The 20305-nt window shown below is 73.6% G+C and carries 21 protein-coding genes and 1 pseudogene; 10 read left to right on the top strand and 12 right to left on the bottom strand.

The window, feature by feature from the left end:
* Positions 1 to 275, bottom strand: a pseudogene (locus PAI11_RS04745) (hypothetical protein); the annotation flags it as partial.
* A 12-nt stretch (positions 276 to 287) separates the two neighbouring features.
* Positions 288 to 1259 (bottom strand): Fpg/Nei family DNA glycosylase, encoded by a 972-nt coding sequence (locus PAI11_RS04740; protein WP_007571374.1) that lies wholly within the window; start codon positions 1257 to 1259, stop codon positions 288 to 290.
* A 67-nt stretch (positions 1260 to 1326) separates the two neighbouring features.
* Here PAI11_RS04740 and PAI11_RS26805 point away from each other — a divergent pair, with 67 nt between their 5' ends.
* Both PAI11_RS26805 and PAI11_RS04730 read left to right on the top strand, forming a co-directional pair.
* Entirely contained in the window at positions 1327 to 1704 is a 378-nt protein-coding gene (locus PAI11_RS26805; RefSeq protein ID WP_007571373.1) for a hypothetical protein, read from the top strand.
* 85 nt (positions 1705 to 1789) lie between these two features.
* Positions 1790 to 2584, top strand: a complete 795-nt coding sequence (locus PAI11_RS04730; protein ID WP_007571371.1) for an SDR family NAD(P)-dependent oxidoreductase — start codon at positions 1790 to 1792, stop codon at positions 2582 to 2584.
* 59 nt (positions 2585 to 2643) lie between these two features.
* Here the strand turns inward: PAI11_RS04730 and PAI11_RS04725 are convergent, their stop codons facing one another.
* The 7 genes from PAI11_RS04725 to PAI11_RS04695 all read right to left on the bottom strand — a co-directional run bounded on the left by PAI11_RS04725 (position 2644) and on the right by PAI11_RS04695 (position 9706).
* A complete protein-coding gene (locus PAI11_RS04725) occupies positions 2644 to 3594 on the bottom strand; it encodes an HpcH/HpaI aldolase/citrate lyase family protein (protein WP_007571368.1) in 951 nt (316 codons plus the stop codon).
* A gap of 30 nt (positions 3595 to 3624) precedes the next feature.
* Complete coding sequence (locus tag PAI11_RS04720) at positions 3625 to 4374, bottom strand: hypothetical protein (protein ID WP_007571367.1); 750 nt, start codon at positions 4372 to 4374, stop codon at positions 3625 to 3627.
* Positions 4371 to 5123: a hypothetical protein gene (locus PAI11_RS04715; RefSeq protein ID WP_007571365.1), complete on the bottom strand. Its 753-nt coding sequence runs from the start codon at positions 5121 to 5123 to the stop codon at positions 4371 to 4373. The genes PAI11_RS04720 and PAI11_RS04715 overlap by 4 nt, the downstream gene beginning before the upstream one ends.
* A 58-nt stretch (positions 5124 to 5181) precedes the next feature.
* Positions 5182 to 5520 carry a hypothetical protein gene (locus PAI11_RS04710; RefSeq protein WP_138974103.1) on the bottom strand — a complete coding sequence of 113 codons (339 nt, stop codon included), beginning with the start codon at positions 5518 to 5520 and terminating at the stop codon, positions 5182 to 5184.
* A 176-nt stretch (positions 5521 to 5696) separates the two neighbouring features.
* A complete protein-coding gene (locus PAI11_RS04705; protein ID WP_007571361.1) occupies positions 5697 to 6944 on the bottom strand; it encodes a hypothetical protein in 1248 nt (415 codons plus the stop codon).
* Positions 6945 to 7044: 100 nt separating this feature from the next.
* Entirely contained in the window at positions 7045 to 8097 is a 1053-nt protein-coding gene (locus PAI11_RS04700) for an HpcH/HpaI aldolase/citrate lyase family protein (RefSeq protein ID WP_007571359.1), read from the bottom strand.
* Between the two features lie 298 nt (positions 8098 to 8395).
* Positions 8396 to 9706: an Nramp family divalent metal transporter gene (locus tag PAI11_RS04695; protein WP_244406509.1), complete on the bottom strand. Its 1311-nt coding sequence runs from the start codon at positions 9704 to 9706 to the stop codon at positions 8396 to 8398.
* Positions 9707 to 9902: 196 nt separating this feature from the next.
* Between PAI11_RS04695 and PAI11_RS04690 the strand changes: the two genes are divergently transcribed.
* Complete coding sequence (locus tag PAI11_RS04690) at positions 9903 to 10430, top strand: MaoC family dehydratase (RefSeq protein ID WP_007571356.1); 528 nt, start codon at positions 9903 to 9905, stop codon at positions 10428 to 10430.
* A 49-nt stretch (positions 10431 to 10479) separates the two neighbouring features.
* On the opposite strand, the gene lepB is transcribed toward PAI11_RS04690, so the two are convergent.
* Positions 10480 to 11037 (bottom strand): signal peptidase I, encoded by a 558-nt coding sequence (gene lepB / locus PAI11_RS04685; protein ID WP_007571354.1) that lies wholly within the window; start codon positions 11035 to 11037, stop codon positions 10480 to 10482.
* Positions 11038 to 11174: 137 nt separating this feature from the next.
* On the opposite strand from lepB, the gene PAI11_RS04680 reads away from it, so the two are divergent.
* The 4 genes from PAI11_RS04680 (at position 11175) to PAI11_RS04665 (ending at position 14253) form a co-directional block, all read left to right on the top strand.
* Positions 11175 to 11474, top strand: coding sequence for an MGMT family protein (locus PAI11_RS04680; protein WP_007571351.1), 300 nt, complete (start codon positions 11175 to 11177; stop codon positions 11472 to 11474).
* A gap of 24 nt (positions 11475 to 11498) precedes the next feature.
* Positions 11499 to 12467 carry a class I SAM-dependent methyltransferase gene (locus tag PAI11_RS23900; RefSeq protein WP_007571349.1) on the top strand — a complete coding sequence of 323 codons (969 nt, stop codon included), beginning with the start codon at positions 11499 to 11501 and terminating at the stop codon, positions 12465 to 12467.
* A gap of 161 nt (positions 12468 to 12628) precedes the next feature.
* Entirely contained in the window at positions 12629 to 12985 is a 357-nt protein-coding gene (locus tag PAI11_RS04670; RefSeq protein WP_007571347.1) for a P-II family nitrogen regulator, read from the top strand.
* Entirely contained in the window at positions 12982 to 14253 is a 1272-nt protein-coding gene (locus tag PAI11_RS04665) for an ammonium transporter (protein WP_007571345.1), read from the top strand. Before PAI11_RS04670 ends, PAI11_RS04665 begins: the two co-directional genes overlap by 4 nt.
* 43 nt (positions 14254 to 14296) lie before the next feature.
* Here the strand turns inward: PAI11_RS04665 and PAI11_RS04660 are convergent, their stop codons facing one another.
* Complete coding sequence (locus PAI11_RS04660; RefSeq protein ID WP_007571343.1) at positions 14297 to 15583, bottom strand: ribonucleotide-diphosphate reductase subunit beta; 1287 nt, start codon at positions 15581 to 15583, stop codon at positions 14297 to 14299.
* A 108-nt stretch (positions 15584 to 15691) separates the two neighbouring features.
* Here PAI11_RS04660 and PAI11_RS04655 point away from each other — a divergent pair, with 108 nt between their 5' ends.
* A complete protein-coding gene (locus tag PAI11_RS04655; RefSeq protein WP_007571341.1) occupies positions 15692 to 16321 on the top strand; it encodes a TetR/AcrR family transcriptional regulator in 630 nt (209 codons plus the stop codon).
* Between the two features lie 14 nt (positions 16322 to 16335).
* Here PAI11_RS04655 and PAI11_RS04650 read toward each other — a convergent pair whose 3' ends face one another.
* A complete protein-coding gene (locus PAI11_RS04650; RefSeq protein WP_007571339.1) occupies positions 16336 to 17037 on the bottom strand; it encodes an aminotransferase class IV in 702 nt (233 codons plus the stop codon).
* Between the two features lie 121 nt (positions 17038 to 17158).
* Here PAI11_RS04650 and PAI11_RS04645 point away from each other — a divergent pair, with 121 nt between their 5' ends.
* A complete protein-coding gene (locus tag PAI11_RS04645) occupies positions 17159 to 18169 on the top strand; it encodes an NEW3 domain-containing protein (RefSeq protein WP_007571337.1) in 1011 nt (336 codons plus the stop codon).
* A 220-nt stretch (positions 18170 to 18389) separates the two neighbouring features.
* Positions 18390 to 20192: a phosphoenolpyruvate carboxykinase (GTP) gene (locus PAI11_RS04640; protein ID WP_007571335.1), complete on the top strand. Its 1803-nt coding sequence runs from the start codon at positions 18390 to 18392 to the stop codon at positions 20190 to 20192.
* Positions 20193 to 20305 lie beyond the last annotated feature (113 nt).

Genomic DNA, 20305 nt, shown 5'->3' with positions numbered 1-20305 from the left:
CCCGATCGGGCGACAGCGTGCGCCCCGTTGCCGCCGGACGCCGGGGCGACGGCGGTCTGCTCGCTGCTGCCGCCGGCCACGAGCAGGACGGCGCCGGCGGCGATCACGGCGGCGACGAGCGCGATCCACGGGCCCCGGCGGAGCATGCCGCGCGGCGGGGGCGGGGCCGTGCCGCCTGATCGGCCGGCGTCGTCGTCGGCCGAGCGGCCGAAGGCGTCGCGCGAGCCGGGTGCCGTCGGCCGCCCGAACGGGTCGTGGCTGCCTGGCTCCGCCATCGCCGGGGAATCCTACGTGCCGGCGTACGCCTGCTCGCGCGAGCACCACCAGGTGGTGCGGCCGCCGACGGCGCCGCGAGCCATCGCCGCGCCACAGCGGGGGCAGTGCTCGCCCTTGCGGCGGTACTCGATCACGTCGCCCATGTGGACGCCGCCGCGGGCGATCGCCTCGCGGGTGCAGTCGATCAGGGTCTCGTGGAGGTCGTCCAGCTCCTCCCGCGTCAGCTCGCCGGCGGGTCGCAGCGGCGATTTCGCCGCCTGCCACAGGACCTCGTCGCAGAGCAGGTTGCCGACGCCGGCCAGCACCGACTGGTCCATCAGCCGGGCCTTCAGCGGCGCGTTGCCGCGGCCGACGCGCTCGGCGAAGGTCGCGGCGTCGATCGTCAGCGCGTCGGGCCCGAGCGTCGAGAGGTCGGGGTCGAGGCGGACCCGGGCCAGCCGTCGCTTGTCGAACAGCAGCAGCCGCGAGCCGTCGTCGAGGTCGAGCGCGAACCGCGTCCAGCTGCCGTCGCCGGGCAGGTCGCGCAGGGGCGGGCGGGAACCGCGTCCCACCGGCATCGACCACGACGCCCGCTCGCGGGCGGTCAGCGGCTCGCCGGCCGTGTCGGGCAGGCCGGCGGCGGCCGCCAGCCGTTCGTCGAGCCGGGTCGCGCCCCAGCCGCCGGGCAGGTCCGACGGGCCGCCGGGCGAGACGGCGCCCGGCTCGTGGTCCGGCCCCGCGCCCTCGGGGGCCAGGCCGACCAGCCGCCCGGCCATCCCCAGGTGCAGCCCGAGCCGCCGCTCGTCGTCGAGCTCCAGCCACAGCGACTTGCCGATCCGTCCGACCCGCTCGATCCGGCGGCCGCTCACCGCCTTGGCGATCTCGCCCGGCGGGTGGGGCCGGCAGACCCACTCGTCGGCGTCCTCGACATCGACGACGGTGCGGCCGCTCGTCCAGCGCTCGGCGAGGGCACGGGCGGCTTCGACCTCCGGCAGTTCGGGCACCCGCGTCAGGCTACGGAAGCGGACCGCGCGGCCTCCACCCGGCGCGATCTGCGGGTAGGGTTCACGCATGTCGAACCCCGACTCCCGCACCGCGGTGGAGACCGCGCTGAAGCACCTGCTGGAGCAGGTTCCGGCGCTCAAGCCGCTGAAGCTGATCGCCGCCGCCGAGGTCCACGGCGGCCGCGACACGCAGCTGGTCCGGATCGAGATGCCGGGTCCGAAGGTCACCAAGGAGCTGGCGCCGGACGCGCGGGTGACGCTCGACATCCGCCGCGACGTGCTCAACGACCTGGTCGACGCGGACATCCAGTCCTGGGTCCGGGCCTGGAACACCGGCCGCTTCAAGGCCACCGGCGTCGACCAGTACCTGAAGCTGATCGGCCAGGTCGTCGGCAAGACGGCCGAGCGGGCGCGTCAGCACCAGGGCGCGAAGTACAAGCACTGAGGCGCCGTCGCGCGCACGGCCGCGCACCGAGCGCGTAGGCTGGCGGCCGCTTGCGCAACTTCATACCGAGAGTAGGATCATCCGCATGAGCCTTCCGAACCCGCGCCCCGAAGGCGCCGCCCTGGTCACCGGTGCCTCGTCGGGCATCGGCGCCGACCTGGCGCGCGAGCTGGCGCGCCGCGGGCACGCGCTGATCCTGGTCGCGCGTCGCGCCGACCGGCTGGAGGAGCTGGCGAGCGAGCTGCGGAGCGAGCACGACGTCCGGGTCGAGGTGCTGCCGGCCGACCTCTCCGAGCGCGAGGGGCGCAACGACCTGCTGGAGCGGATCGCCGGCCTCGGGCTCGAGGTCGACGTGCTCCTCAACAACGCCGGCTATGGCCTCTCGGGGCGCTTCATCGAGCTCGACGCCGACCGCCAGGACCAGATGATCCGGCTCAACGTCGAGGCGGTCCACCACCTGGCGCGGGCGATCGCTCCGGGGATGGCCGAGCGCAAGTCGGGGGCGATCCTGCTGCTGGCGTCGGTCGCGGCCTTCCAGCCGGTCTTCGGGATGAGCGACTACGCGGCGACGAAGGCGTTCGTCCTCAGCCTCGGCGAGACGCTCCACGAGGAGCTGAAGTCGCGCGGGGTGACGGTCACGACGCTCTGCCCGGGACCGGTCAAGACCGAGTTCTGGGAGGTCGCCGGCGGCGCCCAGGGCGCGGCGGGCGCGAAGCCGATGTGGACGACCAGCGACAAGGTCGCCCGCGAGGCGGTCGAGGGGCTGGAGAAGGGCGCCCGCGTGGTCGTGCCGCACGGGCCGGTCAAGGCCGCGGCGCTCGGCGGCCGCTACACGCCGCGCTCGATCCTACTGCCGTTGATGAAGAAGACGGGGATGTAGCCGGGGCGCCGCTGACGTTGCGGACGCCCAGCGTCCGCAACGTCGCAGTCGCGACCCGATCAGGCCGCGTAGCCGGCCGCGCGACCCTGGCCGGCGATCCGCTCGGCCATCTTGCGGTTGGCCTCGTCGATCATCTCGCCGTCGAAGATCGCCGCGCCGGCGCCCTCGACCTCGGTCGCCTGGTGGTAGGCGGCGAGCATCCCCTCGGCCTTCTCCCACTGCTCGCGCGTGGGGGTGAAGATCTCGTTGACGACGTCGATCTGGGCCGGGTGGATCGTCCACTTGCCGTCGAGCCCGAGCGCGCGGACGAGCTTCGTGCGCTCGCGCAGGCCGTCCTCGTCCTTGAACGCGGCGTAGGGCCCGTCGATCGCCTGGATGCCGGCCGCGCGGGCGGCGACGACCAGGCGCGAGTACAGGTAGTTCAGGTGGTCGCCGGGGTAGCCCTCGGGCGCGCCGCCGATCTGGGTGATCGGGATGCCGATCGCGGCGGAGTAGTCGCCGGGGCCGAAGATGATCGTCTCCATCCGCTGCGACGCGGTGGTGATCGCCTCGACGTTGACCAGGCCCTTGGCGTCCTCGATCTGGGCCTCGATCCCGATCCGGCCGACCTCGAAGCCCTTGGCCAGCTCGATCTGGGTCAGCAGCTTGTCGGTCAGCTCGATGTCGCCCGGGGTCTGGACCTTCGGCAGCATCACCGCGTGGATCCTGTCGCCGGCCTGCTCGACGACGTCGATCAGGTCGCGGTAGAAGAATGGCGTGTCGGTGCCGTTGACCCGGTAGACGACCGTCTTCCCGGCCGGGAACTCGAGCGTCCTGAGCGCCTCGATCACGCGCGCGCGGGCGGCCTCCTTCTCGCTGCGGGCGACCGAGTCCTCGAGGTCGAGGAAGACCTGGTCGGCGGCCAGCGTCGGCGCCTTGGCGAGGAACTTCTCGCTCGAGCCGGGGACCGAGTGGCAGGTGCGCCGCGGCCGCAGCGGCCGGGCCGGGGTGGATCCGTAGGACGCGCTCATCGCGCGCAATCGTGCCAGTTCGCGGACCGATCAGCGCTCTCGCCCGCGGTGGCCGGCGCCGGCGGAGCCGGTCTCGCGCAGCGCGCGCAGGCCCTCCCGCAGGTCCTCGTCGCCGATCACGCCCTGCTGGTGGAGCTCGACGAGGTGCGCGATCCGCTTGCTGGTCGCGCGATCGGCCCCGCCGATCGCATCGTCGCGGCCGAGCGCGCCGGTCACCAGGCCGTGGCTCAGCAGCGCCTGCAGCTGCTCGGCACCGGCCGCCGCGGCGGTGGCCGCCGGCTTCGGCGTCGCCGCCGACGGAACGCCGGGCGAGCGGTCGGCCGCTCGCCGCGAGGCCGGGGCGGGCGGTCCGGAGCCGGGGGTCAGAACCCGGATCAGCGAGGCGAGCAGGGCCAGCAGCGCCACCAGCCCGAACCCGCCGGTCAGGATCCAGGTCGGGACGGTGGCGTCGGTCACGGGCGCCGCCTCGAAGCGCGCGACGTAGACGCCGGCCGCGACCCCGCCGCAGAGCAGGGCGAGGGCGGCGCCACCGGTCCCCCGGACGCGCGTGGCGACCAGGCCGACCCCGATCGGCGCCAGCACGAGCCCGGCGACGAAGCCGCCGATCAGCGCGGCGACGAAGCCGGAGGGACAGGCGGGCGCGCCGCTGCCGCCGCACTCCGACGGCCCGCGGGCGACGTTGAACGCCGCCCAGCTGAGCAGGCAGGCGGCGGCGATCACCAGCGCGGCGCCGATCAGCAGGCCGAGCGGTCGCGGTCGCGGAGTGGGCGAGGAGCTCATCCGACCTGCCGCCCGCTGGAGTCCAGCGTCCAGCTCTCCTCCGCTGCGCGCACGCCGGAGAACCGGACGCTCCACCGCAGCGTCCGGCGGGTCGCGGAAGCGGACTGCCCGAAGGCGCCGGTGGTCGACGAGCTGCTGGTGAGGATCGCCAGGCTGAGGGTCGGGTCGCGCGCGTGCGGCCGCAGCTCGCGGAGCTTGCGGGCGAGGAAGCGGGTCGCGCCGGCCGGGCGGATCGCCTCGAACGGCACGCCCGCGCTGTCGTCGGTCGAGGAGAGGTCGTGCTCGTCGATGCTCCCGTCGGCGCCCAGCATCAGCCAGCGGCTCTGGTCGCGCGCGTCGGCCAGGCTGAGCAGCAGCTGCCCCGGCGTCACGGTCACGCCGACGATCCGGTCGCCGGGGTCGAGCTCGCGCCGCAGGCGATCGAGGCCGCGGCGCAACGGCGCGGCGCGCAGCAGCGAGCGCGGGTCGAGCGGGTCCTTCGCGAGCGCGTGCTCGACAGCCCGCGACTGGTCGGGGGCGATGTCGATCGCGTGGCGCATCGTGGCGGTGACGGTGGCCGCGCCGGTGGCCAGGAGCAGCAGCACGACCAGCAGCCGGCCGACGATCCGCCCCGCGCCGGTGCCGCCACCGCCGCGCTCGGACCGGGGGAGGCTGACGGGATGCGCGGCGTCGGACGGCGCCTGCGCCGCGGTCGCGGACTGCGAGGACTCCTCGGTGGTCCTGCCGAATGCGTCGTGGACGGGACTCACGCGCGGCGGAGTCTAGAGCCCGCCGCAGCGGGAGCGGGGCCGGGCCGCGACCGGCGGCTCAGGCGCCGATCGCCCGCCGCTCGCGGTCGGCCTGCTCGATCGCCGCCGTGCTGCGCTCGGCCTCGCCGTGCAGCTGGTGGGCGAACGCCAGGTGCTCGTAGGCGGCGACCAGGTCCCAGCGGCTGTCCCGCGGTCCGCAGGCGGCGCGACGGTGGGGCAGTGCCCGGTAGCTGCGGACCCGCCGGACGTCGATCGCGACGTGGCCGAGGTCGAGCCGGACCTCGTCGCCGCGGCCGTCCTCGATCGCGCGGGCGAGCGCCTCGATGTCCTCGGCGAGGCGCGCCTCGGCGGCCTCGAGCTGGGTGGTGGGAACGACTGGCGCTGCGGTCTGGGGCATCGTGGCGATCACCTCTCCTCGGATCGTCCCGGCCGGCGGAATCGCCGTTGGGGGCGTTGGTCTCAGTGATTGCCATGGTGCCCGCGAAGGGGTTGCACGACCGTGACGCAGGTCGCGTTCGGGGCCGTGGATCGGTCACGCCGCGCGGGTGACCGGGGTCGCGCCGCGGCCGCGTCCTACGGCGCGCCGGGCTGGCCGGGACGACCGACGCGGCGGCCGTCGAGCGTCGCGCGCCAGTAGCGCGTCGCCGGGTTGCCGCCCCGCAGGTAGAGCGACCAGGTCGTCCGGTCGCCGGGGAAGGCGCTATCGGCGGGATCGAGGATCACGTAGTCGATCCGGCCCTTGGCGTCGGTCTTGGCGCGGCGGCCGACCAGGTCGATCGCGCGCTCGGGGCCCCCGACGTCGATCGACGAGAAGGAGAGCCCGCCGCGCGCCGCCGTCTCGCCCGGCTTGTCGCGGTCGACGCCGAACGCCGCGTCGACCGTGAACCGCCGCTCGACCCAGCGCTGCCTGGTCGCGACGATCACGCGCTGGGGCCAGACGCTGACCGACGTCACCCGCGAGCTGCCGCCCACCAGCGGTCGCACGGCGGCCAGCGCCCTGCGCAGGTTGCGGCCGCGGATCATCGACCCGGAGCTGAGCCCGAACGGCCGCTCGGCCGGTCCCGACTGGCCCTCGGGCGGCGCCGGGGCGCCGTCGGACGGGCGCACGACGTGGTCGCCGTGGGCGTCGCCCTGCCAGCGCGAGTCCTCCGACCGGCCGCCCTTCAGGTAGGCGGCCCACTGGGCCGGCTGGCCCTCCTCGCGGCCGCCGATGAACACCAGGTAGTCGATCGTCGCGGGGCTGCTGGGCCCGATCCCGCGGCGGGTCGCGGCGATCAGCTTCGCCGGAGCGTCCAGGTCGACCTCGCCGATCGGGACCCCGCGGTCGCTGCTGGTCCCGCCTGAGGACTCCATGACGTCGTCCTCGCCCTTGCGGACCGTCAGCGAGCGCGCCGGCTGGTCCTTGCCGGTGGCGACGGTGGCCGACAGGTAATCGGGGCGGATCGACAGCATGCCGACCCGCTCGCCGGGCCGCATCGCGCCGCGCAGCTTGGCGAACGCCTCGCGGGTGCCCTTGGCGCCGAGCATGCTGCCGTCGTCCTTCGGCGCTCCCGGCCCGCCGTCGACGATCGCCGTCGTCCCGCCCTCGCTGGACCCGCTACCGCCGCTGTTGGCCAGCAGCAGCACGGCGCCCACGATCGCCACGACGATGACGTCGAAGACCAGGAAGGCGACGAGCAGCCGGCGCCCGGACGGTGGCCGTCCGCCCGACCCGCCCGATCCGCCGCCGAGCCCGCCCGACGGCGATGATCCGGTCGACGGGCCCCAGCCCGATGGTGCGGGCCGCGTCGGGCGGCCGAAGGCGTCGTGCTCAGGGCTCATCGCCGGGGAGCCTCGCACGACGCGCGGCGAACCGCCATCCCGGCCGCCGCGGACGGCGGGCGGGCGCCGACCGCGGGCGACCGCCGCCGGCGTTCAGATCCTAGAAGCCGTAGGCGGCCTTCAGCTCCTCGTCGTCCTGCGCCAGCTGCTCGGCCAGCGTGACGAGGACCTTGGCCTGCTTCCAGCTGGCGTCGTCCTGCATCTTGCCGTCGATCATGTGGACGCCCTTGCCGTCCGGGATCGACTCGATGATCTTCTTGGCGAACGCGACCTCGGCCGGGTCGGGGGAGAAGACCTTCTTGGCGATGTCGATCTGGACCGGGTGCAGCGACCAGGTGCCGACGCAGCCGAGGATGAACGCGGCGCGGAACTGGGCCTCGCAGGCGACGGTGTCCTTGATGTCGCCGAACGGCCCGTAGAAGGGCAGGATCCCGGCGCTGACGCAGGCGTCGACCATGCGGGCGACGGTGTAGTGCCAGGGGTCCTGCTGGGCCCGCACGCGGCCGACCTCGAGGTCCTCGGCGTCGGTCGGGTCGCTGATCGAGACGTAGCCGGGGTGGCCGCCGCCGACGCGGGTCGTCTTCATCCGTCGCGACGCCGCCAGGTCGGCCGGCCCGAGGCTGATGCCCTGCATCCGCGGCGAGGCGAAGGCGATCTCCTCGACGTTGGCCATGCCCTGCGCCGTCTCGAGGATCGCGTGCAGCAGGATCGGGCGGGTGACGCCGGCCTTGGCCTCCAGCTGCGCGACCAGCCGGTCGACGTAGTGGATGTCCTCGGCGCCCTCGACCTTCGGGATCATGATCACGTCGAGCTGGTCGCCGATCTCGGTCACCAGCGTCGTGATGTCGTCCAGGACCCACGGGCTCTCGAGCGAGTTGACCCGGGTCCAGAGCGGGGTGCCACCGAGGTCGGCGGTCTTGCCGACCTCGACCAGGCCGGCGCGCGCGGACTCCTTGCGATCGACCGGGACGGCGTCCTCGAGGTTGCCCAGGACGATGTCGGCCTTGGCGGCGATCGCGGGCAGCTTCGCCCGCATCTTCTCGTTGCTCGGGTCGAAGAAGTGGATCATCCGCGAGGGCGGGACCGGGATCTCGCGGACCGGCTCCGGCGCCCCGACGGCGAGCGGCTTGAAGAAGTCACGGGGATGGCGCATCGCGGCGGATCCTACGCGCGGTCGGTGGATCGGCGTCGGTCGGGGCGGGGGCGGGGCGCGGTGACAGCGGCGTCGGGCGGGCGGCGCGGTCGCCGCACCACCGATCGCCATCTGGGGCGTCCGGAATCGGCGAGAAGACGATCGAGCGTCGATGGCCCGTCGAATCGCGATCGCGCCATGCCCAAGCACGACGAGAAGTCGATCGCGTGCCGCTCCGTGGGCCTCAGCCGCCGGCGGCGTCGCCGGGTCGACGGGTGCGTGCGACGTTCGCCCCTCCCGCCACCCGCCCCGCCCCGGCTCAGCCGAGGATCGTGTCGAAGATCAGGTAGCCGTTGAGGGCGATGATCACGGCGGCGATCACGCTGGCGGCGATCGTCGTGCGCCGCTCGTTGACGAGCGCCCCCATGACGTCGCGGCGGCTGGTGATCAGGATCAGCGGTACCAGCGCGAACGGGATCCCGAACGACAGCACGACCTGCGAGATCACCAGCGTGTCGGTCGTCGGCAGGCCGAGCGCGAGCACGACCAGCGCGGGCGTCATCGTCACCGCGCGGCGCACGAAGAGCGGGATCCTCCAGCTCATGAAGCCCTGCATCACGACCTGGCCGGCGTAGGTCCCGACGCTCGACGAGGACAGCCCCGAGGCCAGCAGCGCGACGGCGAAGGCCAGCGCCGCGGCCCCGCCGACGTAGTCCCCGAGCCCCTGGTGGGCGGCCTCGATCGAGTCGACGCCGGTGGCGCCGATCCGGTGGAACAGCGCCGCCGCCACGAGCATCATCGTCAGGTTGATGAAGCCGGCCGCGCCGAGCCCCAGCCCGACGTCGATCCGCAGCCACTTGAGCAGCTGCCGGCGCTCCTTCGCGTCGCGCGGCGGGATCCGGTCCTGGGTCAGCGCCGAGTGCAGGTAGACGACGTGCGGCATCACCGTCGCGCCGATGATCCCGATCACCAGCAGCAGCGACTCGGAGCCCTGCAGGCCCGGCACCAGGCCGCCGGCGATCCCCGACGCCGACTGGTGGCCGACCGCCAGCAGGTCGTAGAGGAAGCCGAGCGCGACCAGGCTCAGCAGCGCCGCGATCGCCAGCTCGAAGCGGCGGTAGCCGCGCTGCTCCAGCGCCAGCACGCCGAAGGCCACGACCGCGGTGATCAGGCCGGCGGGGAAGAGCGGGATCCCGAACAGCAGGTTGAGGCCGATCGCGGCGCCGACGAACTCGGCCAGGTCGGTCGCGATCGCGACCACCTCGGCCTGGACCCAGAGGCCGAAGCGCGTCCGCTTCCCGAACCGCTGGCCCGCCAGCTGGGGGAGGTTGCGCCCGGTCGCCAGGCCGGCCTTGGCGGACAGGTACTGGACCAGCATCGCCATCAGGCTCGACATCACGACGACCCAGACGAGCAGGTAGCCGAACTTGGCCCCGGCCGAGATGTTGGTCGCGAAGTTGCCGGGGTCGACGTAGGCGACGGCGGCGACGAAGGCCGGGCCCAGCAGCGCCAGGCGACCGCGCACCCGGCCCCGCGAGCGGGTCAGCTCGAGGGCGCTCGGCGCGGTGGTCGCGTCCGCGCCCTCGGCTGGTGAGGACCGCAGTGCGGTTCCCGCGGGCGGCGGGTTCACCGGCGGCCCCGGTCAGCGGCCGGCCCCACGGCCGCGACCCGCCTCGGTGCTGCGGTCCGCGGGCGTGATGTGGAGACCATGAATCAAGATTATCATTTGCCAAAACTTACGCGGAACCGCACGTTCACGGCCGACGCGGCACACTTCGCGGCCGCGCCCCGCGCGCGCTGGCGAACACGAATCAGGAGCGACGCAGATGTCCGACGAGCACACCTTCACGCCCGGCACCGACGATCTTCCCGAGGTCCGTCACGCGACCGGTGCCCACCAGTACGGCCGCTACTTCGAGGAGTTCGAGGAGGGCGCGGTCTACAAGCACTGGCCCGCGAAGACCGTCACGGAGGGGGACGACCACCTCTTCTGCCTCCTGACGATGAACCATCACCCGCTGCACCTCAACGACGTCTACGCCAAGCGCTCGCAGCAGGGCAAGAACGTCGTCGTCGGGCCCTACGTCTACTCGCTGGCCCTCGGCATCTCGGTCTCCGACATCTCCGGCCTGGCGATCGCCAACCTGGCGACCGACGAGCTCAGCCACCCGAACCCGGTCTTCCACGGCGACACGCTGTTCGTCGAGACCGAGGTGCTGTCGAAGAAGGCCTCGCAGTCGAAGCCCGACCGCGGCGTCGTGATCGTCCACACCCGCGTCTTCAACCAGGACGGCCTGCTGGTCGCCGAGTTCAAGCGCCGGGTGCTGGTCCCGAAGAAGAACCCGGGAGCCTGAGGCGCCGCCGGTCGTCCCCGGGCTGCCCGGGGGCGCCGCCGGGCCTGGTCTAGAGCCCGCCGATCCGCGACGGCGGCCAGTAGCTGCCGACCGCGCGGCCGATCACCCAGTCGACCGGCACCGGGCCCCAGAAGCGGCTGTCGTCGGAGTCGCCGCGGTTGTCGCCGAGCACGTAGACCGTGTCCCTCGGGACGACGATCGAGCGCGGGAAGCTGCAGGCCGGGTCGCGGGCGCAGCGCCTGATGAACGGCTCGCCGGTGCGGCGGCCGTTGCGGATCACGCGGCCGCGGCGCAGCTCGATCCGGTCGCCGGCGACGCCGACGACGCGCTTGATGAAGGTCTCGTCGGCCCGTCGCGTGCCCGGCACCGCGCACGGGGTCGGGGTGCCGGCGCCCTGGTGCGGGTCAGCGCAGACCTGGTCCGGCGCCCCGACCGGCGGGCGGAAGACGACGACGTCGCCGACCGACGGCGACTCGCCGAGCCGGTGGGTGACCCGCTCGACGACGACGCGCTGGCCGATCCGCAGGGTCGGCTCCATCGAGCCGCTCGGGATCTTGTAGGGCTTGACCGCCAGCGTCTGGACGGCGAAGACCAGCCCGAGGGCCACCCCACCGTCAGGGCCAGCGACAGGATCGCGTTCCGGGGCCAGCGGATCGAGGGCACGCGCACCCCGCGATCGTCGCAGAGCGTCGCCGTCCGCCCGCTGCTCCCCGCGCCGTCCGCCGCGCGCGCGACCATCGGGCCGTGGCCGACGAGCAGCGCACGCGGCGGATCCTGGACGGGGTGCGCGCGATCCCCGAGGGCTACGTGCGGACCTACGGCGACCTGGACCCGCTGGCGCCGCGGCTGGTCGGGCGGATCCTGCGCGAGACCGATGAGGACGTCCCCTGGCACCGCGTGGTGCGGGCGGATGGGTCGCTGGCGATGGGCGGCGAGCAGCGCGCCCGGCTGCGAGCCGAGGGCGTGCCGATCCGCGGTGGCCGCGTCGACCTCGCCGACGCTCGGCTGCCGCTGCCGCCGGGCGAGCACCTCGAGCTGCCCTGACCGCGTCGCCGCTACGCTGCGGCGGTGCACGAGCCCGAGGCGGCAGAACGGGCCGGATGGGCCCTGATGAACCAGTTGCGGACGCGGGCGGCGCTCTGGTCCGGCTCGACGTCCGACGAGCTGCGAGCGCGCGATCCGCGCTTCCACCGACCGGCGCCCGAGCTGGTCGCGCTGCTGGCGGCGAACCGCGCGTCGCTGCTCGCCTGGCTGCGGTCGCCGGCCGGCGACGCGCGCGACGCGCAGGCCGAGCTCGGCGCCGGCCTGCGGCGCTGGTTCGAGGAGCACCACCAGTTCGCGGAGCCGGACGAGGGGTGGCGGGATCGGGTCGTCGCGCTCTACCGCGCGGGGGGCGACGACCTGGCCGAGCTGCTCGAGGGGTTCTCCGACGACGAGCTGGCCGATGGCGCGGCGGCGGTCCTGGCCCGCCACCAGGAGCGGATCGCGGCGATGCTCGACGACGAGCTGGGGCCGCGCGTGCAGGAGGTCGTCAGCGGCCACTACTCGCCGGCGCTCCAGCTGCAGGCGCTCGGCCTGGCTCCCGGCTCCGCGGAGGGACCGGTCCTCGACCTCGGCTGCGGACCGACCGGCGCGCTGGTCCAGGCCCTGCGCGGCGTCGGGGTCAAGGCGCTCGGGATCGACCGCCACGGCGACGCGCCGGGCGTGATCCGCGGCGACTGGCACCAGCTCGACTTCGGCCGGGCGGTCTGGGGGACGGTCGTCTCGCACCTGGCCTTCTCGCTCCACGCCTGGGCGCGTCAGGCCGACGAGCAGGCGGCGCGCCGCGACGCCCGGACCTACCTGAGGATCCTGCAGTCGCTGAAGCGGGGCGGGCGCTTCGCCTACGTCCCGAGCCTGCCGGCGATGGAGCGGCTGTTGCCGACGAGCGACTTCCGCGTCGAGCGCCACGCGCTGCCGCCGGAGCTGCTGGTGGCGGCCGGCGGCGCCGGCCACGACCTGCTGCAGGCGACGCACGTGGTGCGCCTGACCGGCTGAGCGGTTTGTCCAACGGTCCAAGCGGACCCCCTGCCCTTCTCGACAACCGGACAACCGACCCGGCCCCGCCGTGTCGCAATGCTGCGGCGTCCGTTCACGCGGGCGGTCGTCACCAGGGGACGGCCGCCGTAGACGCGTGCCCTGAAGGAGCGGTTGTCGACATGAAGCTCGTGATCGGGATCGTCCGTCCCGAGAAGACCAACGACGTGCTGGAGGCGCTCTATCGCGCCGACGTGCGCGGCATCACGATGACCAAGGTCCAGGGCCACGGCGGCGAGCTGGAGCGCCAGGAGACCTACCGCGGCACCACCGTGCGGATGGGTCTGGCCGACAAGGTCCGGTTCGAGATCGCCGTCTCCGACGCGTTCGTGACCACGACGATCGAGGCCCTGCGCGCCGGCGGCCAGACCGGCGAGGTGGGTGACGGCAAGATCTTCGTCGTCGACCTCGAGCAGGTGGTCCGGATCCGCACCGGCGAGACCGACAACCAGGCCGTGACCCCCGCGGCCGGCGCATGATCTCGCTCGCGAGGATCGACACCGGCGACACCGCGTGGATGCTTGCGGCGACCGCGATGGTGCTGCTGATGACCCCCGCGCTGGGCCTCTTCTACGCCGGACTGGTGCGATCGAAGAACACCCTCAACACGCTGATGATGGTCACGGCGGCGCTGGCCGTCGCGACGATCACCTGGGCGCTGGTCGGCTACTCCCTGGCCTTCGACGGCGGCGGGGCGCTGCTCGGCGGGCTCGGCCACGTCGCGCTGCAGGGCGTCGGCTTCGCGCCTCGGGACGGGACGACGATCCCGCACCTGCTGTTCATGGTCTTCCAGGCGACCTTCTGCATCATCACCACGGCGCTGGTCGCCGGCGCGGTCGTCGAGCGGATGCGGTTCGTGCCGTTCCTGGTCTTCGCGACCCTCTGGTCGGTGCTCGTCTACGCGGTCCTGGCCCACTGGGCCTTCGGCGGCGGCTGGCTGCAGTCGAACGGCACGCTCGACTTCGCCGGCGGCGTCCCGGTCGAGATGGGCTCCGGCTTCTCGGCGCTGGCCGCGGCGCTGGTCGTCGGCGCCCGCCGCGACTACGGCCGGGTCGCGCTGCTGCCGCACAACGCGGTCTTCGTGCTGCTCGGCGCGGGCCTGCTGTGGTTCGGCTGGTTCGGCTTCAACGGCGGCAGCGGCTTCTCGACCGGCCAGCCGAGCATCCTGGCGTTCACCAACACGCTGCTGACGCCGGCCTGCACCCTGGCCACCTGGTTCGTGCTCGACCTGATCCGCAGCCGCCAGGCGACCGCGATCGGCGCCGCGACCGCGATCGTCGTCGGCTGCGTCGGGATCACCCCGGCGGCCGGCTTCATCAGCCCGATCTGGGCGATGGCGCTGGGCGTCGTCGCGGCCCTGCCGAGCTACGTGATCATCATCTGGCGCACGCGCACCCGGGTCGACGAGACGCTCGACGTGCTCGCGGCGCACGGCATGGCCGGCCTCACGGGCATCGTCTTCATCGGCTTCGTCGCCCAGCAGGGGTGGAACGGGGTCTCCGACGGGCTGCTCTACGGCAACGCGAAGCAGCTGCTGTGGCAGCTGATCGCCGTCGGCGCCGCGACCACCTACGCGTTCGGGATGACCTTCGGCCTGCTGAAGCTGATCGGGCTGGTCTCGCCGCTGCGGGCGACCCACGAGGAGGAGGCGCTCGGCATGGACCTCGTCAGCCACGGCGAGGAGGCCTACGCCACCGGCGAGGGCGCCCTGCTGGTGGCGGAGACCACGCCGCGCGGGCGGATCTGAGCCGGGCCGTCCCCTCCGCCGGACGCGGAGGGGACGCTCCGGCTCAGCGCGGGAAGATCCGCGGCATCCGGGCCAGCAGCCGCAGCGAGCCGCTCGGCCGCATCCGCCGCGTCAGCAGCAGCCGGCGGGCGTCGGCGCGGCCGCCGATCACGTCGACCCAGTCGCGGTAGGCGACCTTCAGCCGCAGGTCGGCGTGCGGGGCGCGGCCGCTGACGGCGGTCGCCGTCGGGCCCTCGATCCGCACGTGCCACGGGTCGGCGTCGGTGAAGTCCCACTCGATCGTGGCCGGTCCGCGCAGCCCGTGGTCGGGGCCGAGCCCGCGCCGGATCACGTCGAACAGCGTCGCCATCGTCTCGGGATCGCGGTCGGGCTCCTGGCCGCCGGGGCCCATGATCCCGGCCTTGGCCAGCTTCATCCCCAGCCGCGAGCGCTCGACCGGAGGCAGGTCGAGCGGCACGATCTCCGGTCCCGGCAGCGTCTCGAACGCGAGTCCGGCGGAGCGCAGCTTCGTCTCCAGCGAGAGCACCGACTCCTCGCCGATCTTGTCGAACGACCAGCCGAAGGTCGTCAGGTAGCGCTCGTCCCAGCCCGGCGGGCGGAAGACGTTGCCCAGCCACGGCACGCACTCGCGCAGCATCTCGGCGACGGCGACGCGGGCCTCCTCGTTGCCCGGCGTCAGGTCGGCGAGCAGCTTGACCCCGAAGCCGATGTGGCGCAGCTCGTCGGCGGAGACCTTCTCCATCCCGGCCCGGAAGCCGGGCATCACGTCCCGCTCCTCCAGGTACGAGGTGATCATGTGCTGGCCCGGCTGGGCCATCGTCGCCTCGATCACCAGGTGGTAGAGGGTGACCGCGCGGCAGAGGTTCGGGATCGAGCGATCGGCCCGCAGCTCGTCGGCCATCCGGTCGAGCCGGTCGAAGACCTGGTTGAAGCCCCAGCTGAGCAGCGGGCGGATCTCCTGCAGGCCGGAGGCGACGTCGCCCTTGCCGATCCCCAGCGCCTCGTGCATGAAGCGGGTGAAGAAGACGGCGTGGCGCGCCTCGTCGACCTGCTGGGTGGTCAGGAAGTACTTCTGCTCCTCGAGCGGCGCGGCGTCGATGTAGGGGGAGAGGTTGTCGGCGACGGCGTCCTCGCCCCAGAAGAAGAGCGCGTAGTTGAACAGCGCCGCCTCGCGCTCGAACGGCGTGAACTTCTCCTGCCAGTCGATCGCGTCCTGGGTGAAGTCCAGGTCCATCGCGCTCCAGTTCCCGTGCTCCCAGCGACGGTAGAGGTCGCTGTAGGAGATGCTGTCGGTCGGGCGCGCGCGGGGGGCGGACTGGGTGGTCGCCATCTCGGTCCTCTCTCTCGTCCCAGCGCGTCGATGACGCACTGTGATAATCGACGCTATCCGAATACCGGACGCTCTTGCAAGATCGTCCTTGTGAGAGGATCAGCACAGATGGCGACCCGTCGGATGACCCGTGAAGAGCGCCGGCTCGAGACCCGCGAGCGGCTGATCGCGGCGGCCGGCGAGATCTTCGCGTCGCGCGGCTACCACGCGGCGTCGGTCGACCAGGTGGCCGAGCGCGCGGGCTTCACGACCGGGGCCGTCTACTCGGCCTTCGGGTCCAAGGAGGAGCTGTTCCTGGCCGTCGCCGAGGACCACCTGCGGAGCAACGTCGCCGAGATGGAGGCGGCGGCCGCGGACGGTCCGACGGTCGCGGCGCGCATCCACGAGGGCGCCGAGCACTGGATGGGGATCGTCGAGCGCTCGCCGGAGATGGTCCTGCTGCACACCGAGTTCTGGGCCTATGCCGTGCGCGACCCTGCGGTCCGCCCGCAGGTCGCGGCCCAGTTCGCCGAGGTCCGGGCGGCGATCTGCCGGCTGCTCGACCTCGGCGCCCGCGAGCTGGGCCTGCGGCTCACGATCCCGGTCGAGGAGGTCGCGATCGCGCTCGACGCGCTCGCCGACGGGATCGCCCGCCAGAAGCTGGCCGAGCCCGACGCGGTCCCGCACGACCTCTTCGCGCGGATGGTCGGCGTGCTGCTGGCCGGGCTCTCCGAGCCGCTCGAGCCGCTCGGGCCCTGAGCCGGCGGGGCCGGCTACGGCAGCCGCAGCCAGGCGCCGTGGAGGTCGCCGATCAGCGGGTCGCGCCCCAGCGCGCGGCCGTCGATCGCCGCGACCGGCACGATCCCGCGTCCGGCCGTGGTCAGGAACGCCGCCCGCGCGGTCACCAGGTCGCCGACGTGGAGCGGGATCTCGCGCGCGCGGGCGGCCTCGAGCGCCCAGCTGCGGGTGACGCCGGGCAGCAGGCCGGCGACCGCCGGCGTCGCGACCCGGCCGGTCGCGTCGATCACGAACAGGTTGGCGCGCGAGGTCTCGCCGATCCGGTCGCTGGGCAGCACCTCGTCGCGCTCGCCGGTGGCGGCGAACAGCGGCTCGTCGCCGCCGGCGACGGTCGCGCCGCGCTCGCCGGCCTGGACCCAGGTCCGGTCGGCGCGCTTCTGCTCGCGCCCGCGGTCGTGAGGGTCGTAGCCGGGGACGGTGACCAGCCGGACCGGCGTCGCGGCGGCGATCGCCCGCGCCCGGGCCGCGACGGGCTCGCCCCGGACCACGTCGAAGCGGGCGATCGTGGCCCGTGGATCGCGCCGGTAGACGTCGGCCAGTGCCCGCACCGCGGTCAGCTGCCGGCCACTGGCCCCGGCGCGACGGAGCCGCAGCAGGTGTCGGTCCCAGAGGCGGATCCGACCGTCCTCGACGCGGACGGTCTCGAAGACGGGGACGGCGGGTCCGCGGGCGAGCACCGCGCGGGATCCTCGCAGGAACCGGAGGCCCGCCGGACGGGCGCTCGGGCAACCGGAGGTATGCGCCGTCCACGTCCGCTACTGTCGCGCCATGTCGGGGAGTCGGAGGATCGTCCATCTCGTGGCCGTGGGGGCCGGTGCGGCGGCGCTCGCGCTGGTCGCGGCGCCGGGAGCGTCGGCGGCGAGCGTCCCGCTCACGATCACGTTCGGGAGCGGGACGACCACGATCGGCAGCCTGCCGGCGCTGACCACCGCCACGACCGCGGCGCCCGCGACCTTGGCCGGCCAGATCGACGCCACGACCTACCAGGCGTCGTTCCCGGCCTCCGGCATCGCGCTGCCGTCCGCGACCCGGACCGGCGTCTCGTTCGGCACCTCCGGCACCGGCGACCTGACCGTGGCCTTCACGCCCTCCGCGTTCACCGGCACGATCAACACGAGCACGCTGTCGCTCGACCTGACGGGGACGATCGGCTACGCCTACACGGCCAAGATCGGCACCGCGACCTACGGCTGCACGTCGTCGTCGCCGGTGACCCTGGCCGGCGGTCCGCTCGACCTGACCACCGGCACCTACTCCGTCAGCGGAACCCACCCGAACCTGCCGCCGACCCCGGTCGACCTGGCCTCGGCGCCCTTCTGCCTGACCGGGCTGACCCCGAAGGTGACCGGCAGCACCAACGCCCAGTTCGCCGGCAAGCTGGCGATCCCGGGCCTGATCCCCGCCACCGTGCCGCCGGGCGTCCCGCCGACGACGCCGCCGCCCGCCAAGCCGCCCACCACCGCGTCCCCGGCCACGACGTCCCCGACGACGAAGCGCCCGAAGCTGCGGCTGACGCTCGGCAAGCTCGCCCCGGTCGCCCGCGGCGAGCAGGTCACGCTGACGATCAAGCTCAGCAACCCGGGCAGCGCGCGGGCGCGCGGCGTGGCCGTGCGGATCACGCCGCCGAAGGGCGTGCGCGCGTCCAAGGCCACGCTCCGGTTCTCGTCGCTGCCGCGCAAGCGGACCCGCACGCTGCGGGTGCGCCTGCGCGCCACCGACCGGGCGGCCGTGTCGTCGACGGTCGCCGTCAGCGCGACCGCGGGCGGCGGCCTGCGGGCCAGCCGCACGCGGACGTTGCGCGTGCGCTGACCCGGACCGGGCGCAGGGCCGGTTCGCCGGCTCTACGCCGTTCGTCCAGCCGGCGTCCGCGCGCGGGCTCGCGCGGAGGGCGCATCACCCGATCGGCCGGGGGCGCGCCGGTGGACGTGCACAAGGGCGGAGGGGGCCTCCGGGGTATCCGTAACGCGTCGGCGTTGCCGTTCCGCTTGAATCCCTCGAATTCCCTAGTGGACTCCGGAGGCTTGAACCAGTGCCCGACACGACCGTGCTCACCGAGAACCGCAAGCTCCTCGCCTGGGTCGAGGAGATCGCTTCGCTGACCCAGCCCGACCAGGTCGTCTGGTGTGACGGCTCGGCCGAGGAGTACGACCGCTTCTGCCAAGAACTCGTCGACGCAGGCACCTTCCGCCGCCTCGACGAGGCCAAGCGGCCGAACAGCTACCTGGCTTGGTCCGACCCGTCCGACGTGGCGCGCGTCGAGGACCGCACCTTCATCTGCTCCGAGAGCGAGGAGGACGCCGGCCCGAACAACAACTGGCGGGCGCCGGCCGAGATGCGGGCCGAGCTGACCGAGCTGTTCCGCGGCTCGATGGCCGGTCGCACGATGTACGTCGTGCCGTTCTCGATGGGCCCGCTCGGCTCGGACAAGAGCAAGATCGGGATCGAGGTCACCGACTCGCTCTACGTCGTGGTCCAGATGCGGATCATGACCCGGATGGGCAAGGGCGCCCTCGACGTGCTCGGCGCCGACGGCGAGTTCGTCCCCTGCGTGCACTCGATCGGCGCTCCGCTGGCCGACGGCCAGGCCGACGTCCCGTGGCCGACCAACGCAGACACGAAGTACATCGTCCACTACCCCGAGACCCGTGAGATCTGGTCCTATGGCTCGGGCTACGGTGGCAACGCGCTGCTGGGCAAGAAGTGCCTCGCGCTGCGGATCGCCTCGGTCCAGGCCCGCGACGAGGGCTGGCTGGCCGAGCACATGCTGATCCTCAAGCTGACCTCGCCCGAGGGCACGGTCAAGTACGTGACCGGCGCCTTCCCGTCGGCCTGCGGCAAGACCAACCTGGCGATGCTGATCCCGACCCTCCCGGGCTGGAAGGTCGAGACGGTCGGCGACGACATCGCGTGGATGAAGTTCGGCGCCGATGGCCGGCTCTACGCGATCAACCCGGAGGCGGGCTTCTTCGGCGTCGCGCCGGGCACGGGGGAGAAGACCAACCCGAACGCGATCGCGGCGATCAAGTCGGACACGCTCTTCACCAACACCGCGCTGACCGACGACGGCGACATCTGGTGGGAGGGCCTGACCGAGGAGACCCCCGACCACCTGATCGACTGGCACGGCAACGACTGGACGCCGGACGCCGATCACCCGGCCGCGCACCCGAACTCGCGCTTCACCGTCGCCGCCGCGCAGGCGCCGTCGATCGCGCCGAACTGGGAGGACCCGGCCGGCGTCCCGATCGACGCCTTCCTCTTCGGCGGTCGCCGCGCGAGCGTCGTGCCGCTGGTCCGCGAGGCGTTCGACTGGGAGCACGGCGTGTTCCTCGGCGCGACGATGTCGTCCGAGCAGACCGCGGCCGCCTTCGGCACCGTCGGCCAGCTGCGCTTCGACCCGTACGCCCAGCTGCCGTTCGCCGGCTACAACATGGGCGACTACATGGCCCACTGGCTGAAGGTCGGCCAGACCGCGGGCGCGAAGCTGCCGAAGGTCTTCTACGTCAACTGGTTCCGCAAGGACGAGGACGGCAAGTTCATCTGGCCGGGCTTCGGCGAGAACTCGCGCGTGCTCGAGTGGGTCTTCCGCCGCTGCGAGGGCAAGAGCGCGGCCGTCGAGACGCCGATCGGGCTGGTGCCGGCGGCCGGCGAGCTGAACACCGAGGGCCTCGACCTCTCCGACGCCGACCTCGAGCTGCTGCTCACGGTCGACGCCGACGCCGTCAAGGCCGAGCTGCCGCAGATCGAGGCGCACCTGGCGCAGTTCGGCAGCCACCTGCCGGCCGCCGTCCAGGCGCAGCTCGACGCGCTGAAGCAGAAGCTCGGCGCCTAGCGCCTTCCGGTCCGGTCCCGCGCGACGGCGCGGGACCGGCCGGGCGGGAACGTACGGGCCGCCCATCGGGCGGCCCGTCGTCGTCCTGGGCCGCGACCTGTGCTTTCAGGACA

The sequence above is a fragment of the Patulibacter medicamentivorans genome (assembly GCF_000240225.1).
Classification (GTDB): Bacteria; Actinomycetota; Thermoleophilia; order Solirubrobacterales; family Solirubrobacteraceae; genus Patulibacter; species Patulibacter medicamentivorans.
This window is presented reverse-complemented; position numbering and strand designations above follow the sequence as displayed.